The organism is Pseudoalteromonas sp. CST2, assembly GCF_028599385.1.
Classification (GTDB): Bacteria; Pseudomonadota; Gammaproteobacteria; order Enterobacterales; family Alteromonadaceae; genus Pseudoalteromonas; species Pseudoalteromonas atlantica.
Genome location: NZ_JAQREO010000001.1, coordinates 124334 through 139009, shown reverse-complemented (window position 1 = coordinate 139009; position 14676 = coordinate 124334). Strand labels below are relative to the sequence as shown.

Genomic DNA, 14676 nt, shown 5'->3' with positions numbered 1-14676 from the left:
GTAAGCTGTAAGCTGTAAGCTGTAAGCTGTAAGCTGTAAGCTGTAAGCTGTAAGCTGTAAGCTGTAAGCTGTAAGCAAAATTTCAAACGCTAATTAATAGCTTGCAAGATAAAATGAATAGTAAAAACTATTCAACTCAGCGAAATAAAATTGGCCTATAGATGGCCTGAAGTTAGGTATTTTAATGGAAAATCTTTTTCTTGATATAACCACTGCGATGCAAAGTCAGCAGTGGTTTTATTTAACCACGGTTGGCTTAGTTAGTTTATGTGTAGGCAGCTTTTTAAATGTAGTTATTTATCGATTGCCGTTAATGATGCAGCGAGAATGGCAAAGTGAATGTAGATTATTATTAGAAGATGAACTAACAGCAAAACCTACACAAGCCAGTAACAGTGAGCCATTTAATTTAGTAAAACCTAACTCTACCTGCCCTAAATGTAAAACCGCGATTAAGCCTTGGCAAAATATTCCTATTATTAGTTGGATTATGCTTAAAGGTAAATGTGCTAATTGCAGTAACCCAATATCAGCGCGTTACCCGATAGTTGAAGCTATTACCGCACTATTAAGTTTAGTTATTGCCTACAGCTTTGGCGCTACTGAGCACGCCCTTTTATATATTTTTGTTACCTGGGTTTTAGTAGCTCTCACTTTTATTGATATTGACCACATGCTACTGCCCGATCAGCTCACTTTACCTTTAGTATGGCTTGCACTTATAGCCGCTGTAATGGGTATAACAATAAGCCCAAGCGATGCGATAGTAGGGGCAGCCTGCGGCTATTTAAGCCTGTGGAGTGTATTTTGGCTATTTAAGCTATTAACCGGTAAAGAAGGCATGGGCTATGGCGATTTTAAGTTACTGGCCGTGTTTGGCGCACTGCTTGGCTGGCAGTCACTATTAACCATTATTTTGCTTTCTAGCGTGGTGGGCGCCATTATTGGTATTGCCCTTTTAAGTATCCAAGGTAAAGACAAAGCAACACCCATTCCATTTGGCCCCTACTTAGCTATCGCGGGTTGGATAACCCTGCTGTGGGGCGCTCAAATTCAAGCTGCGTATTTTAATTTAATTGGTTATTAGTATGAATAAGCCAGCAACTAAAATAAACAATTGGGTATTGGGTTTAACAGGTGGTATTGGCTGCGGTAAAACGGCTGTTAGTAATATGTTTGAAGAACTGGGTATTTGCGTTGTTGATGCGGACATTATTGCCCGCCAAGTGGTAGCGCCTAATAGCACAGGGCTAAATGCAATCATTGAACACTTTAGCGAGGGTATTTTACTGCCCGATGGTACATTAAACAGAGCAGCGCTGCGCACTAAAATATTTACCAACAATGATGATAAAAAGTGGCTTAACGCACTATTACACCCACTTATTCGGGAAAAAATACTCACCGATTTAAATAATGCAAGCAGTGCTTATGTTGTATTGGTTGCACCATTATTGTTTGAAAATAAACTTAACAAATACTGCAACCGTACTTTATTAATTGATGTACCACAGCCTGTGCAGATTGAACGTACTATAAAACGCGACAATATTAGCCTTGAGCAAGTAAATAGCATTATAGCGTCACAAATGCCGCGTGAAGAAAAACAACAAAAAGCCGATGATATTCTAAATAATGACCGCGATTTATCGCTTGTTCATGCAGAACTTGTTGTTCTTCATAAAAATTACCTACAATATGCAGTATAAAATACAACTAATGCCCCTTAATGCGGTCATAACAACATAAACTCGTAATTTGGTTAGCAAAAAAGGTGTTGATAAGCACAGCGAATTTAATCACCTGCTTTTTTCTGATAAATTGTTAACTATTGAAGGACTAAAATAGGTGCGCAATGAATATTAACTCACCGTTATTGAGAAAATTTATAACGCTTGGCCGCATTGATGCCGATACCGTAAAAGCAAAACAGCAAGAGTTTGCCTCAACCGCTGAGCTTATATCTAAATGTGGAAAAATTGATAGCAACGACTTAGCTGAACAATGTATAGACTTATTCCGCGTACCGTATTTTGATTTAAAAGACTTCGACCCTGCACAAATCCCCGAAGACTTAGTTAAAGAAAAACTAATACGTAAACACCATATTTTACCGCTGGTTCAAAAAGGCAGAAAAGTATACATTGCCGCCTCAGATCCGACTGACTACGGTGCCTTTGAAAACTTTGAATTTAGCACCGGCTTATCGTGCGAAATAGTCGTGGTTGACTATATTCAGCTAGATAACAAAATTGAGCAACTACTTGATGCTGCAGGCAGCTTAGATTTAAGCGCCGATGAATTTAAAGAGTTTGCCGACCTAGATAGTGAAGGCCCTAAAGAAACCACACCTAAAGATGATGATAAAGACGATGCTCCAATCATTGTTTATATCAATAAAATATTAATGGATGCCATTAAAAAAGGCGCTTCTGATTTACACTTTGAACCTTACGAGCACAAATACCGTATTCGCTTTCGTATTGATGGTATTTTGCATGAAGTTGCCAACCCACCCAATACCTTAGCAAGTAAGCTATCGGCGCGTATCAAAGTAATGTCGAGGCTCGATATTGCTGAAAAACGTAAACCACAAGATGGCCGTATTAAATTAAAAATTACAGAGCGTAAAAGCATCGATTTTCGTGTAAGTACTATGCCTACGTTATGGGGCGAAAAAATAGTAATGCGTATTCTTGATTCATCAAGCGCTATGCTAGGTATTGATGTATTAGGTTACGAAGAGGATCAGAAAAAGCTTTATATGGATGCGCTTGGGCAACCACAAGGCATGATACTTGTGACCGGCCCAACGGGCTCTGGTAAAACCGTATCGCTTTATACCGGTTTAAATATACTTAACCAGCCAGAGCGTAACATTAGTACAGCCGAGGATCCGGTTGAGATAAACCTTGAAGGGGTTAACCAAGTACAAATTAACCCTAAAGCCGAAATGACCTTTGCTAACGCCCTGCGTGCATTTTTACGTCAAGATCCAGATGTAGTGATGGTAGGTGAAATACGTGACCTAGAAACCGCAGAAATTTCAATTAAAGCGGCGCAAACGGGTCACTTAGTGTTATCTACACTACATACCAACTCAGCGCCCGAAACCATAACGCGTTTGTTAAATATGGGCGTGCCTGCGTATAACGTGGCAAGCTCTATAAGTTTGATTATTGCCCAGCGCTTAGCTAGGCGTTTATGCCCTAAGTGTAAAACCCCTGAAACACTGCCAGCAGAAGAGTTGGCTCGTCAAGGATTTAGCACAACACAAATTGAAGATATGACACTATACGCACCCAAAGGCTGCGAAAATTGCACCGATGGTTACAAAGGCCGAGTGGGTATTTACGAAGTCATGCAAATTACTCCTGAAATTGCACAAATTATTATGCGCGGTGGCAACTCGCTCGAAATCGCAGAGGTATCGCTACAAGCTGGGTTTAATAACTTGCGATTATCGGGTTTACGAAAAGCCGCCGATGGTTTAACGTCTCTGGCTGAAATTAATCGCGTAACCAATATGTAAAAGTGATAGCCCTAATTAGGGCTAAAACACATTGTAGAGAGTAAAGTATGCCAACAATTGTTAACTGTCCAACCTGTAAAAACAAAGTTGAATGGTCACAGCAAAGCCCACATCGTCCTTTTTGTTCTAAGCGCTGTCAGCTTATTGATTTAGGTGAATGGTCTTTTGAGAACAATAAAATATCAACGCCTATTACCTCGGCTAACCAAATTAGCCAAGATATGATTGAAGATATTGAAGAGATGATGGCTAAAAACGATGACGACTTTTTTAAATAAGCGTTTTTCACCCTCTTAAACGACAAAAGCCAGCATTAAGCTGGCTTTTTAGTGTTTAATTTATAAATTAATCTCTTTGCTTACGGTGTTTTTTACCCATACGCTTTTGCATTTTTGCAAACTTTTCTTGCTGCTCTGCGTTAAGTACCTGCATTACTTGATGCTGTGTTTTTAGCTTAATTAAGCCAAACTCAGTGCCTTTTTCGTGGCGTGCAGCTAATAGCTCTTTTGCAGCGTTTTCGTCAAATGTTGGTGCGCTAAGTAAAGCATCCATTTTCTCTTTTTGAGCCTTACGCTGTGCTTTACGGGCTTCTTTATCATCGCCGCGCAGTGCTTTCATCTGTGTTTTTTGCGCTTCAAAAATAGCTTCAAGCTTAGTTTGCTGTTCTTGCGTTAAATCAAGCTTGTCGGCACCGCGCTCAGATAATAAAAAACGCGCTTGAGAATGGCCTTGCTTATCGTGCATGCCGCCTTTTGCTAATACGCTACCGGCGCCAAGTGTAGCCGTTGCTAGACCACAAATAAGTACTAATTTTGAAAGTGTATTTACTTTAGTCATAATCATCACCTTAATATTGGATGGATTGAATTTGGTTGTGACTGCTAAGCCAGTAAGTTAACTATACATAACTCAACGCAAAGTAACGCAAAGCAGTGTAAAGGTTGTGTAAAGATTCACTTTTGCACAATTTAAGAAGTAAAATAACCATATAGAAATTGCCTAAGGGTTTGAAATGAAGCTATTAATGATTGATGACGACACAGGTTTGTGCGAACTACTTACTGAATATTTAGCCGCGCAAGGTTTTGACGTACAAAGCGTTCACGATGGCGAGCAAGGCTTAAAGCTTGCTCTATCAAATGACTACGCGCTGATATTGCTTGATGTCATGCTCCCCACCCTTGATGGCTTTGAAGTACTTAAACAACTTAGGCAAACAAAGCTAACACCGGTTATTATGCTCACTGCAAAAGGCGAAGACTTTGATCGCATTTTTGGCTTAGAGCTTGGCGCAGACGATTACATACCCAAACCCTTTAATCACCGCGAGTTACTTGCCCGAGTAAAAGCCATTACCCGTCGTATAGAGCACATAAATAGCCTAAACGTTGCAACGCCTAGCAAAATGAATATAAATGGCATTACGGTTAATTTGGCAGCCCGAGAAGCCGCTATTAACGAGCACACCCTCACGCTTACTGGCACAGAGTACGAAGTACTGGTGTTATTAATTAAAAATGCCGGCGAAGTTGTCAGTAAAGAGCAAATAAGTGAAGAAGTGCTAGGCAGGCGCTTAGCTTCGTTCGACCGCTCAATTGATATGCACGTTAGCAATATTCGTAAAAAAATAGCTGAGCATATTCAAGGCGAGCGAATAAAAACAATGCGAGGAACAGGTTATGTCTTCATCCAAGGTGAGTAATAAACATTACTTTGCATGGCTAAAGCACCCTCGGCATTATTTATTTTTTAAAATATTTATTTGGTTTTGGCTAACAATAACAGGCACGGTGGCTGCGCTTATATTTTTAAGCAATATTACGGCAATTAATGCAGTAAGCACCGAGCCTTTGCGGGGGCCAATGAAAAAAAACCTAATTTATACTGCCAAAAGTATTGAGCGAAGTGCCACTAAACACAAGCGCACCCTTGCTGATGTTTTATCGCACCCTAGGCTTTCAAAACGAAAAATTTTATTTTTAGGCGCAGTACAACCCGAAGATGCATTAAGTAATAAAGAGATCCCCGCTGAAATAGATTTAAACTTACTTAGCTTTAGTCAAAACTTGGCGCCACAGGTCATTTTTACCGAAAAATACCAAGCTTTCGGCCCTGTTAATATTAACGTGCCAGAGGGGCAGTTTTACCTCTACGAAATAGACATTAACCACCAACCTCCTTTGCTCATGCGCTTTAAGTTAATGCCGAATTGGATGAAAGTACTCGTGGCTATTTTTGCCTCTTTAATCCTGAGTTTTATTTTTAGTCGCAATTTAATCGCCCCAATTAACAGCCTTAAAAAAGCAGCTATAAAGCTTTCATCAGGCGATTTATCAGCGCGAGTTGCCATACCTGCAAGCAGAAAAGACGAGTTAGGAGTACTTGGGCGCGACTTTAACAGCATGGCTAATCAGCTTGAGCAACTTATTAGTGCTCAAAAGCGCTTACTGGCTGATATATCTCATGAGTTACGCTCCCCGCTTACGCGTTTAAAAATGGCAACAGGCCTTGCACAAATGCAAGCCAACGAAGCAAGCCAATCGTATTTATTACGTATAGAAAAAGAAGCAAACCAGCTTGATAAAATGATTGCTGACGTGCTGCAAGTGTCGCGTTTAGAAGCGCAAAGCCAAACACTGTCACTGCAAAAGCAATCGTTAAAAGATATAGTAGAGCACGTATTAAACGATGCGCAGTTTGAAGCCAAGCAAAATACTAAAACACTTACTTTTAGTGGCAATGCCGATGTAATGCTAAGCTGCGATGAATCATTAATTGCCAGCGCACTCGAAAACCTATTACGTAACGCAATAAAATACGCGCATAGCAACATTAGCTTTAACGTACACTACAACAACCAAATCTATATAGAGATTTGCGACGATGGCCCTGGCGTTCCAAATGAGCAACTGAGCAAGCTTTGTGAGCCCTTTTTTAGGCAATCTGACGCTCGCGACAGAGTAAGTGGCGGCACAGGGCTTGGCTTAGCTATCGCTAAAAATGCTATTATTGCCCACGGCGGTAGTTTAGCGCTATCTAATAAAGAAAAAGGCGGGCTTTGTGCCAATATCACCCTGCCACTAATTAAAGAGTAAGCATGTTTTACAGTACCGAATCAGCGCTTGAAAGTAACCAAGCACGCATTAATCACTTTTACGAAAATGTACTTAATAAAAACTATTTTAATGCATCTGAAGGTAAACTGTTTTTTGCTTACGCAGTGCCAGAGACAGCTAACACTGCCATAGTAATTAGCTCTGGGCGCATAGAAGGGCTTGAAAAATACAAAGAGCTACTGTGGGAGCTTTACACTAATAACTATGCGGTATTTATAGCCGACCACCAAGGGCAAGGCCGCTCTTATCGACCGTTAAAAAATAAGCACAAGGGTTATGTAAAACGCTTTAGTGACTACAGTGCCGACTTAGATTTATTTAACCAACATATTGTAAATAAACACTGGCAAGGCAAAAAAATATTATTAGCCCACTCTATGGGCGGCGCTATAGCGTACGATTATTTTGCAAATTACCCGCATACTTTCAGCGGCGCGTTTTTATCTGCGCCCATGTTTGATATTTACACTAAAGGCATTCCTAAACCGGTAGCTAAATTCATAGCCCGCGCCGCCACAAAGCTCGGTTTTGGCTACAGTTATGCGCTAGGGCAAAACGATTACAACCCAGAAGAATTTGCGCTTAATACTTTAACCAGCAGCCAAGTGCGGTACAACCTCTTTAGGCTCACTTATCAACAACAGCCACTTTTACAGTTAGGCGGCGTTACATATGGCTGGTTAAATGCAAGCTTTGCTTTTATGTCAGCCGTGGATACCCACACAATCAACCTCCCTATTTTTATTGCCAGCGCACAAAACGATGAAGTGGTTGATAACAACGCGCAACAAAAGCTCGTAAATAGGCTCCCTAATGCCGAGCTGAAAAGCTTTGCAGGGGCTAAGCACGAGCTATTGTTTGAACGCGACGAAATTAGAAAACCTGTGCTTATGCGCTTGTATCAGTTTTGTTCTTCGTTTGATACTTAGGTACCACCGAAAGCGGATCTAGATGAATTAAAATATCAACCTCAGAGTCAAAGCGCTCGGCAAGCGCCTTTTCTACATCGTCAGCCACATTGTGGGCACGTATTAAACTTAAATGATCATCAAGCTCTAAGTGCATTTGCATAAACTTAATTTTACCGCCTTGGCGAGTGCGAATATCATGTACACCGTGTACATCTTTATGTGCGTTAGCAATATCTAAAATACTTTGCTTTTCATCATCTGGAAGTTCTTTATCCATTAGATGATCGGCACTCTCACACGCAATATCCCAACTGTTATAAAGTAAGTAACCGGCAACGCCTATGGCAAACAGCGGATCTGCGTATAACACCCCATAATACGAGAGCAAAATAGCAAGTAATACCGCGGCATTTAAAATTAAATCCCCTTTGTAATGCACCGAGTCTGCTTTAATCGCGATGGATTCGGTATGCTTAACCACTTTGATCTGAAAAAACACAATCACTAACGTACAAGCAATAGCAAATATACTCACCCACACACCTAACAGTGAATGACTAAGCACAATTGGGTTAAATAATCGCTCAATACCGTGAAACGCCAATAAGCACCCCGACCCTGCTATAAACGCAGCCTGACCAAGTCCGGCTAGGGCTTCAGCTTTGCCATGACCAAAACGGTGATCGTCATCTGCTGGGCGCAGTGCATACCCTAGCACTAAAAAGCTCATGGCCGTGGCGGTAATATCCATTAATGAGTCGGTTAATGAGCCAAGCATAGAAGCTGAACCCGATGCCAACCACGCCCAGGTTTTAGCGGCTATCATTAAGCTAACCATAACCATGGTAACTATGCTTGATGTTTTAACCCAAAATTCGTAACTACGGTGATGCACGTTAATATTCACTACTTGCGGTATTCAATGGCGCGAGTATATCATTTTTTTTACCGGTTTCGTGTATACTGCCACTCGTCAAATTATAGATTAATAGAAAGGCGCATTATGCTGGATATCGTTTTATATCAACCTGAAATCCCACCAAATACAGGAAATATCATACGCTTGTGTGCAAACACAGGTTACTCATTGCATTTAATTGAGCCATTAGGTTTTGAGTGGGACGATAAGCGAGTAAAACGTGCCGGGCTAGATTACCACGAGTTTAGTAACGTACAGCGCCATGCCTCGTTTGAAGCCTACCTTGAAAAGTGCCAACCTAAAAAAGTGTATGCATGCACTACTAAAGGCAGCCAGTTTCATCACGAAGCCAGTTATGAAGCCGGTGATTGCTTGGTATTTGGGCCAGAAACTCGCGGTCTCCCCGATGAGATGATTCTAGCGCTACCTAACGATCAGCGTGTGCGCATTCCTATGCAGCCCAATAGCCGTAGTATGAACTTATCTAACGCTGTGGCAGTATTTGTTTATGAATCATGGCGCCAGCTAGGCTTTCCTAACGCGCAATAAGCACCTTGTACCAAACAATAAAAAACCGACATAGCGTCGGTTTTTTAATAACAAAGCATGTTCATGCTTTTAATAAAGTGAGCATTATATGCTCACTTTATTCAGCGCGCTGCTCTCGGCCTAATAACGCCATGGCGGCTTCTTTCATATCTTTATTTTCATAAAGTACTTTATAAATTTGCTCAGTAATAGGCATTTCTACACCCGCGCGTTGTGCTAATAAATACACTTCTTTTGTGTTTCTAAAGCCTTCAACAACTTGCCCGATAGACTCAATAGCAGCATCAACCCCTTCACCTTTACCCAATGCCAAACCAAAGCGACGGTTGCGCGATTGATTGTCGGTACATGTTAAGATTAAATCGCCAAGTCCAGCCATACCCATAAAGGTTTCTTGTTTTGCGCCTAGCGCGCAGCCTAAACGTGTAAGCTCGGCAAGGCCACGGGTAATCAAAGCGGTTCGTGCATTGGCACCAAAACCAACCCCGTCCGACATACCTGCACCAATAGCAATAACGTTTTTAACGGCTCCACCTAACTGAATGCCAATAAAATCATCGTTGTTATATACACGAAACGAGCGACCACAATGTAGTAAGTCAGCAAGTTGCTGAGCAAACTCAGTTGAAGTAGACGACACCGAAATAGCCGTAGGTAAACCCATTGCCATTTCTTTAGCAAATGTAGGCCCAGATAAAACCGCAAGTGGTATATCATCACCTAGCTCTTGCAATGCTACCTCTTGTAACAAGCGCCCCGTATTTGGTTCAAGCCCTTTAGTTGCCCATGCTACTTGCGCTCCGTCAACCAATGCAGGTTTAATTTGCTGTAACGTATCGCCAAATGCATGGCTAGGAACAACCACAAGTACAATGGCACTATTAGCTACGGCTTGTTGTAAATCGGCTTGTAATAAAAGAGTGTCGGGGAAAGGTACATCAGGTAAGTAACGTTGATTTTTCCGCTCAGCTGCAAGCGTGGCAACGTCGTCGCTATTGCGACCCCAAAGTGTCACTTGGTGACCATTTCGGGCTAAGCAAATAGCAAGAGCGGTGCCGTAAGACCCCGCTCCTAATACAGTAACAGCTGAAGTTGCTGTACTCATAAATTATGCGTCTGCTGAAACCTGCTCAGCTTGCGCAGTACGTTGTTGCATGTATTGTGCAAATAACGCATCAAAGTTCACTGGCGCAAGGTTAAGCTGTGGGAAAGTACCACGGTTAACAAGATTAGATACGGCTTCACGCGCGTATGGGAATAACACGTTAGGGCAGTATGCACCTAGCATATGTGCTAGTTGTACTTCTTCAAGCTCACCAACTGTAAAAATACCGGCTTGCTGAATTTCACATAAAAACGCAGTTTCTTCACCAATAGAAGCAGTAACCGTTAATGCTAAAACCACTTCAAACACACCTTCGTCTAGCTTATTAGAGCGCGTGTCTAGGTCTAGCTTAACTTCTGGCGTCCATTCTTTTTGAAAAATCGCAGGCGAGTTAGGCGTTTCAAACGATACATCTTTAGTGTAAATACGTTGAATAGTAAATTGTGCGCCACCTTCTTGTGCTGCTGCGTTTTGATTTTCTTCGTTCATTGTGCTTCCTACGTGTTAGTTTTTATAATTAAAATTAAGCATTTAGCTTAGCGTCAAGTTTACCTTGCGCTTCAATAGCCATCATGTCGTCGCAGCCACCGATATGTTCATCATTAATAAAAATTTGCGGTACTGTGCTTGCGCCACCTGCTTTAGCAATCATTTCATCGCGAAGCTCTGGTTGAACACCAATATCAATATTTGTGTACTCGACGCCTTTACTGTTTAAAAGTGCAAGAGCACGTTGGCAAAATGGACAGTACGCTTTGGTGTATAAAACAACATTACTCATAATAAATCCTCTATCGGTACTACTAAACTGATTAGCGACCTGTTGTAGTTGGAAGGCTGGCAGATTGCCACGACCCCATACCACCTGATAATACATAAACCGATTCAAAGCCTGCTTTATGCATTGCATTAGCAATACCTTGAGCAGTCATGCCTGTGGCACATACTAGTATAATGGGTTTGCTCTTGTGCTTTTCAAGGCTTGAAAAGTCAGATTGTTTTGCTTTTTCAGGGCTTAAGTGTTCAGCACCCGCAATACGACCTGCGTTAAATTCTTTTTGAGCACGAATATCAACTACTTTGCCATCTTCACGATTAATAAGAAGTGTTAATTGCTGTGGGTTTATTTCTCTCACTGCTGAAAACTTGCTCTTTATCCAGCCGCTTACAATAAGGAATACAAGACCAACCCAAGCTAGGCTTAAAATAGGATGATTTGTAATAAATTCAATATATTGATCCATTCTACTTCCACTATGAAATTATGTTCTAAACCTAGGGCGTGTTGGCCTTTGTGGATTGAAATTTGTTCAATCTAGGGGCGATTAAATCGCGGCGCGAGATTTGTAACCTAGTGGGCTAAGTAAAAACCAAGCAAAGCTTCCGCGTCCTGCTCACGCCCCTTACCTACATCCATGTAGGCAACAAAAAGGTAATAGCCCCTAGAAAAAACCCTACGGGCAGCGCATGTTTGGTATTTATGCTACGTTATCGCCTATTTATGGGGAGTAACCACACTTCATAGGCTCTGCCTTACCTAAAAACCAAACATACTGCTGCAAATTCAGCCACCAAAGTGCAACACGCCCTAATATTCTAGGTATTTTGTACTTTAGCCACGCAAGTATACCCAAACCAAGTTAAAATGCGAGTTTGCTGCGCTTTAAAAACACATAAAGCACCCCATATATGAAAGTAAGTAAAAAATTTAATATCTTGTTCTCAGTGCTGATTCTGGCGCTAAAACACGGTATGCTAAAACTAACCAGATAACCTTTCGGCGCACAGTACCCATCAACAGGTGCTAATTTTCAGGAGCTATTATGACAGAGCATAAAAAACCACTGGTATTAATGATTTTAGACGGTTGGGGATACCGCGAAGATGAGCAAAGCAATGCGATTCTTGCAGCCAACACCCCCGTTTTAGACAACCTATGGGCAACCCGTCCACGTACATTAATTTCAGGCTCAGGTTTAGATGTAGGCTTACCTGAAGGGCAAATGGGTAACTCAGAAGTAGGCCATGTAAATTTAGGTGCTGGTCGTGTTGTTTATCAAGATTTTACTCGCATTACCAAAGCAATCAACGATGGCGAATTTGACTCAACCCCTGCCCTTGTTGAAAACATCGATAAAGCAGTCGCTGCAGGCAAAGCCGTGCATATTATGGGTTTATTAAGCCCAGGTGGTGTTCACAGCCACGAAGATCATATTGTCGCGAGTATTCAATTAGCCGCTAAACGCGGTGCAAAAGAAGTATACTTTCATGGCTTTTTAGATGGCCGTGATACACCACCACGCAGTGCTAAAGCATCAATAGAGCGTATAGAAGCCTTATTTTCCGAGCTAAATTGTGGCCGCTTAGCGTCTCTTGTGGGGCGTTATTACGCTATGGACAGAGACAACCGTTGGAACCGTGTAGAAAAAGCCTACAATGTAATGGCATTAGGTGAAGGCGAATTTAATTATGCTGATGGTGTATCGGCATTAGAAGCCGCCTATGAGCGCGACGAAAACGATGAGTTTGTAGCTCCAACCACCATCACGCCACAAGGCACTGAAGCAGCACAAATTAATGATGGCGACACCATCATCTTTGCTAATTTTAGAGCCGACCGTGCCCGTGAAATTACCCGTGCCTTTGTAGAGCCAGGCTTTGACGGGTTCGAAAAGAAAAAATCACCACAGTTAAGCGCATTTGTAATGATGACAGAATACTCAGCCGATATTGATGCCCCTGTCGCATTTGGTCCTTCGCCATTGGTAAACGTATTAGGTGAATGGCTTGAAAAAAATGGCAAAACGCAGCTACGTATTTCTGAAACAGAAAAATACGCTCATGTTACGTTTTTCTTTAGTGGCGGACGCGAAGATGAATTTGAAGGCGAATCACGCGAATTAATTCCTTCTCCACAGGTTGCCACTTACGACCTTCAGCCAGAAATGAATTCAGAAATGCTAACCGACAAACTTATTGAAGCTATTAAAAGCGGTAAGTTTGATGCCATTATTTGTAATTACCCGAATGGCGATATGGTGGGTCACTCTGGTGTGTTTGAAGCCGCGGTTAAAGCCTGTGAAGCTGTTGATGCATGTATAGGCCGCGTGGTAGAAGCGCTAGATGAGTTTGGCGGTGAAGCACTTATCACAGCTGATCACGGTAATGCAGAGCAAATGGCAAATACTGCCACGGGCCAAGCTCATACCGCTCACACTAGCGAGCCAGTGCCATTTATTTATGTAGGACGCGATGCAACGCCAAGTGAAGGCAAAGCATTAAGTGATGTAGCACCTACTATGCTACACCTTATGGGCATGGAGCAACCAAGCGAAATGACCGGCACGCCAATCATGACGTTGAAATAACACATGAGCAAACCAGTAAATTGGTTTAGTGTTTATACAGTTGTATTGGTTTCGTTAGTGGTTGCACCTGCAACTGCTAACGAAAACCGCACTAAAAAAGACCTATCTGAAGTGCAATCTGCATTAGAACAAAGCCAAGCAGAGTACAACGCACAGCGAAAAAAAATTGCCGCACTGCAAAAAAACTTAAAAAAACACGAGCTAGAAATAGCTAAAAATGCCAAAGCCCTCAATATGGCTGAGCAATCAGTAAAAGAAACCGAGCAAAAACAACAAGCCCAGCAACAAAAAGCACAGCAATTAAAAGCGCAACACGCGCAATTTCAAGCCATTTTAGCGGCCCAGCTAAAAAGTGCTTACATGGCTGGGGGCGACGACTACCCCAAAATGCTTTTAAACCAGCAAGACACAGCTAAATTTGAGCGTACCTTAAGCTATTACAACTATTTAAATAAAGCGCGCATAGAGCAAATTGAAGAGCTTAAAGTACTACAACAACAAATTGCAGAAAACCAAGCTGCACTTGCCAAAACCAAACAAAAATTAGCCGCCTTATTTGAAGAACAAAAAAGACGCCAAAGCGCGCTAGTAAATGCTCAAAGCGAGCGCCAAACTAACCTTAAAAACTTACAAGCACAGCTCAATAGCACTAAAAGCTCGATTAATTACTTAAAAGACAACGAGCAAACATTAATCACCACCATTGAAGAACTTGAGCAAGAGAAGACTCAAAAAATTGAATTACTCGGCCTTAATAAAAGTAAAGGCAAGCTTAATTGGCCCAGCAAAGGAAAGTTAAAACACACATTTGGTCAGCGCAAACATGGCGGCATAGACTGGAAAGGCGTGTTAATTGGTGCAAAAGAAGGCACTAATGTAAACAGTATTAATAATGGCCAAGTTGTTTTTGCTGATTGGCTTAAAGGCTTTGGCTGGGTTATTGTGGTTGATCATGGTGAGGGCTTTATGAGCCTATACGGCCATGCGCAAACATTATTAAAAGATGTGGGCGACATGGTTCGAGAAGGCGAAACGCTGGCATTAGTAGGTCAAAGCGGCGGACAATCGAGTTCTGGTCTATACTTTGAAATACGCCACAAAGGACGCGCAGTAAATCCTGTTAAATGGTGCAGACGTATTTAAGTGAATAAAACAGCTGCACCGCATTAGGAGCAG

The 14676-nt window shown here is 41.8% G+C and carries 16 protein-coding genes; 10 read left to right on the top strand and 6 right to left on the bottom strand.

Annotation, left to right across the window (positions count from 1 at the left end; genetic code table 11):
• The first annotated feature begins 184 nt into the window (after positions 1 to 184).
• The 4 genes from PSH41_RS00640 (at position 185) to yacG (ending at position 3810) form a co-directional block, all read left to right on the top strand.
• Positions 185 to 1087: a prepilin peptidase gene (locus PSH41_RS00640; RefSeq protein WP_273589364.1), complete on the top strand. Its 903-nt coding sequence runs from the start codon at positions 185 to 187 to the stop codon at positions 1085 to 1087.
• Between the two features lies 1 nt (position 1088).
• On the top strand, positions 1089 to 1709 hold the full coding sequence (gene coaE, locus PSH41_RS00635) for a dephospho-CoA kinase (protein ID WP_064387356.1): 621 nt from the start codon (positions 1089 to 1091) through the stop codon (positions 1707 to 1709).
• Between the two features lie 146 nt (positions 1710 to 1855).
• Entirely contained in the window at positions 1856 to 3532 is a 1677-nt protein-coding gene (gene pilB, locus PSH41_RS00630) for a type IV-A pilus assembly ATPase PilB (protein WP_029773362.1), read from the top strand.
• A gap of 47 nt (positions 3533 to 3579) precedes the next feature.
• Positions 3580 to 3810: a DNA gyrase inhibitor YacG gene (gene yacG / locus PSH41_RS00625; protein ID WP_024031401.1), complete on the top strand. Its 231-nt coding sequence runs from the start codon at positions 3580 to 3582 to the stop codon at positions 3808 to 3810.
• A 67-nt stretch (positions 3811 to 3877) separates the two neighbouring features.
• On the opposite strand, the gene PSH41_RS00620 is transcribed toward yacG, so the two are convergent.
• Positions 3878 to 4369: a Spy/CpxP family protein refolding chaperone gene (locus tag PSH41_RS00620; protein ID WP_004588607.1), complete on the bottom strand. Its 492-nt coding sequence runs from the start codon at positions 4367 to 4369 to the stop codon at positions 3878 to 3880.
• A gap of 175 nt (positions 4370 to 4544) precedes the next feature.
• Here PSH41_RS00620 and PSH41_RS00615 point away from each other — a divergent pair, with 175 nt between their 5' ends.
• Genes PSH41_RS00615 through PSH41_RS00605 form a run of 3 tightly spaced genes read left to right on the top strand, consistent with a single transcriptional unit; the run spans position 4545 to position 7577 of the window.
• Entirely contained in the window at positions 4545 to 5234 is a 690-nt protein-coding gene (locus tag PSH41_RS00615) for a response regulator (RefSeq protein ID WP_004588608.1), read from the top strand.
• Positions 5212 to 6627, top strand: a complete 1416-nt coding sequence (locus PSH41_RS00610; RefSeq protein WP_064387357.1) for an ATP-binding protein — start codon at positions 5212 to 5214, stop codon at positions 6625 to 6627. The genes PSH41_RS00615 and PSH41_RS00610 overlap by 23 nt, the downstream gene beginning before the upstream one ends.
• A gap of 2 nt (positions 6628 to 6629) precedes the next feature.
• Entirely contained in the window at positions 6630 to 7577 is a 948-nt protein-coding gene (locus tag PSH41_RS00605; protein WP_055252664.1) for an alpha/beta fold hydrolase, read from the top strand.
• Here the strand turns inward: PSH41_RS00605 and PSH41_RS00600 are convergent.
• Complete coding sequence (locus PSH41_RS00600; protein WP_029773365.1) at positions 7537 to 8454, bottom strand: cation diffusion facilitator family transporter; 918 nt, start codon at positions 8452 to 8454, stop codon at positions 7537 to 7539. The genes PSH41_RS00605 and PSH41_RS00600 overlap by 41 nt on opposite strands.
• A gap of 108 nt (positions 8455 to 8562) precedes the next feature.
• Here PSH41_RS00600 and trmL point away from each other — a divergent pair, with 108 nt between their 5' ends.
• A complete protein-coding gene (trmL, locus tag PSH41_RS00595; RefSeq protein ID WP_273589363.1) occupies positions 8563 to 9027 on the top strand; it encodes a tRNA (uridine(34)/cytosine(34)/5-carboxymethylaminomethyluridine(34)-2'-O)-methyltransferase TrmL in 465 nt (154 codons plus the stop codon).
• A gap of 97 nt (positions 9028 to 9124) precedes the next feature.
• On the opposite strand, the gene gpsA is transcribed toward trmL, so the two are convergent.
• From gpsA to PSH41_RS00575, 4 genes are read right to left on the bottom strand one after another with little or no spacing between them, the layout of a single operon-like run.
• A complete protein-coding gene (gpsA, locus tag PSH41_RS00590) occupies positions 9125 to 10132 on the bottom strand; it encodes an NAD(P)H-dependent glycerol-3-phosphate dehydrogenase (RefSeq protein ID WP_273589362.1) in 1008 nt (335 codons plus the stop codon).
• A gap of 3 nt (positions 10133 to 10135) precedes the next feature.
• A complete protein-coding gene (gene secB, locus PSH41_RS00585) occupies positions 10136 to 10621 on the bottom strand; it encodes a protein-export chaperone SecB (protein WP_004588614.1) in 486 nt (161 codons plus the stop codon).
• 34 nt (positions 10622 to 10655) lie between these two features.
• Positions 10656 to 10913, bottom strand: a complete 258-nt coding sequence (gene grxC, locus PSH41_RS00580; RefSeq protein WP_004588615.1) for a glutaredoxin 3 — start codon at positions 10911 to 10913, stop codon at positions 10656 to 10658.
• 31 nt (positions 10914 to 10944) lie between these two features.
• Positions 10945 to 11376, bottom strand: coding sequence for a rhodanese-like domain-containing protein (locus tag PSH41_RS00575; RefSeq protein ID WP_004588616.1), 432 nt, complete (start codon positions 11374 to 11376; stop codon positions 10945 to 10947).
• 579 nt (positions 11377 to 11955) lie between these two features.
• Between PSH41_RS00575 and gpmM the strand changes: the two genes are divergently transcribed.
• The gene (gene gpmM / locus PSH41_RS00570; protein WP_273589361.1) at positions 11956 to 13500 is read left to right on the top strand and encodes a 2,3-bisphosphoglycerate-independent phosphoglycerate mutase; all 1545 of its coding nucleotides are present in this window, start codon (positions 11956 to 11958) and stop codon (positions 13498 to 13500) included.
• 3 nt (positions 13501 to 13503) lie between these two features.
• Complete coding sequence (locus PSH41_RS00565; protein WP_096042350.1) at positions 13504 to 14643, top strand: murein hydrolase activator EnvC family protein; 1140 nt, start codon at positions 13504 to 13506, stop codon at positions 14641 to 14643.
• Positions 14644 to 14676: the final 33 nt, after the last annotated feature.

Coding starts and splice junctions, on each gene's coding strand:
- PSH41_RS00640 (WP_273589364.1), top strand. CDS start 185: ATGGAAAATCTTTTTCTTGATATAACCACTGCGATGCAAAGTCAGCAG.
- coaE (WP_064387356.1), top strand. CDS start 1,089: ATGAATAAGCCAGCAACTAAAATAAACAATTGGGTATTGGGTTTAACA.
- pilB (WP_029773362.1), top strand. CDS start 1,856: ATGAATATTAACTCACCGTTATTGAGAAAATTTATAACGCTTGGCCGC.
- yacG (WP_024031401.1), top strand. CDS start 3,580: ATGCCAACAATTGTTAACTGTCCAACCTGTAAAAACAAAGTTGAATGG.
- PSH41_RS00620 (WP_004588607.1), bottom strand. CDS start 4,369: ATGACTAAAGTAAATACACTTTCAAAATTAGTACTTATTTGTGGTCTA.
- PSH41_RS00615 (WP_004588608.1), top strand. CDS start 4,545: ATGAAGCTATTAATGATTGATGACGACACAGGTTTGTGCGAACTACTT.
- PSH41_RS00610 (WP_064387357.1), top strand. CDS start 5,212: ATGTCTTCATCCAAGGTGAGTAATAAACATTACTTTGCATGGCTAAAG.
- PSH41_RS00605 (WP_055252664.1), top strand. CDS start 6,630: ATGTTTTACAGTACCGAATCAGCGCTTGAAAGTAACCAAGCACGCATT.
- trmL (WP_273589363.1), top strand. CDS start 8,563: ATGCTGGATATCGTTTTATATCAACCTGAAATCCCACCAAATACAGGA.
- gpsA (WP_273589362.1), bottom strand. CDS start 10,132: ATGAGTACAGCAACTTCAGCTGTTACTGTATTAGGAGCGGGGTCTTAC.
- secB (WP_004588614.1), bottom strand. CDS start 10,621: ATGAACGAAGAAAATCAAAACGCAGCAGCACAAGAAGGTGGCGCACAA.
- grxC (WP_004588615.1), bottom strand. CDS start 10,913: ATGAGTAATGTTGTTTTATACACCAAAGCGTACTGTCCATTTTGCCAA.
- PSH41_RS00575 (WP_004588616.1), bottom strand. CDS start 11,376: ATGGATCAATATATTGAATTTATTACAAATCATCCTATTTTAAGCCTA.
- gpmM (WP_273589361.1), top strand. CDS start 11,956: ATGACAGAGCATAAAAAACCACTGGTATTAATGATTTTAGACGGTTGG.
- PSH41_RS00565 (WP_096042350.1), top strand. CDS start 13,504: ATGAGCAAACCAGTAAATTGGTTTAGTGTTTATACAGTTGTATTGGTT.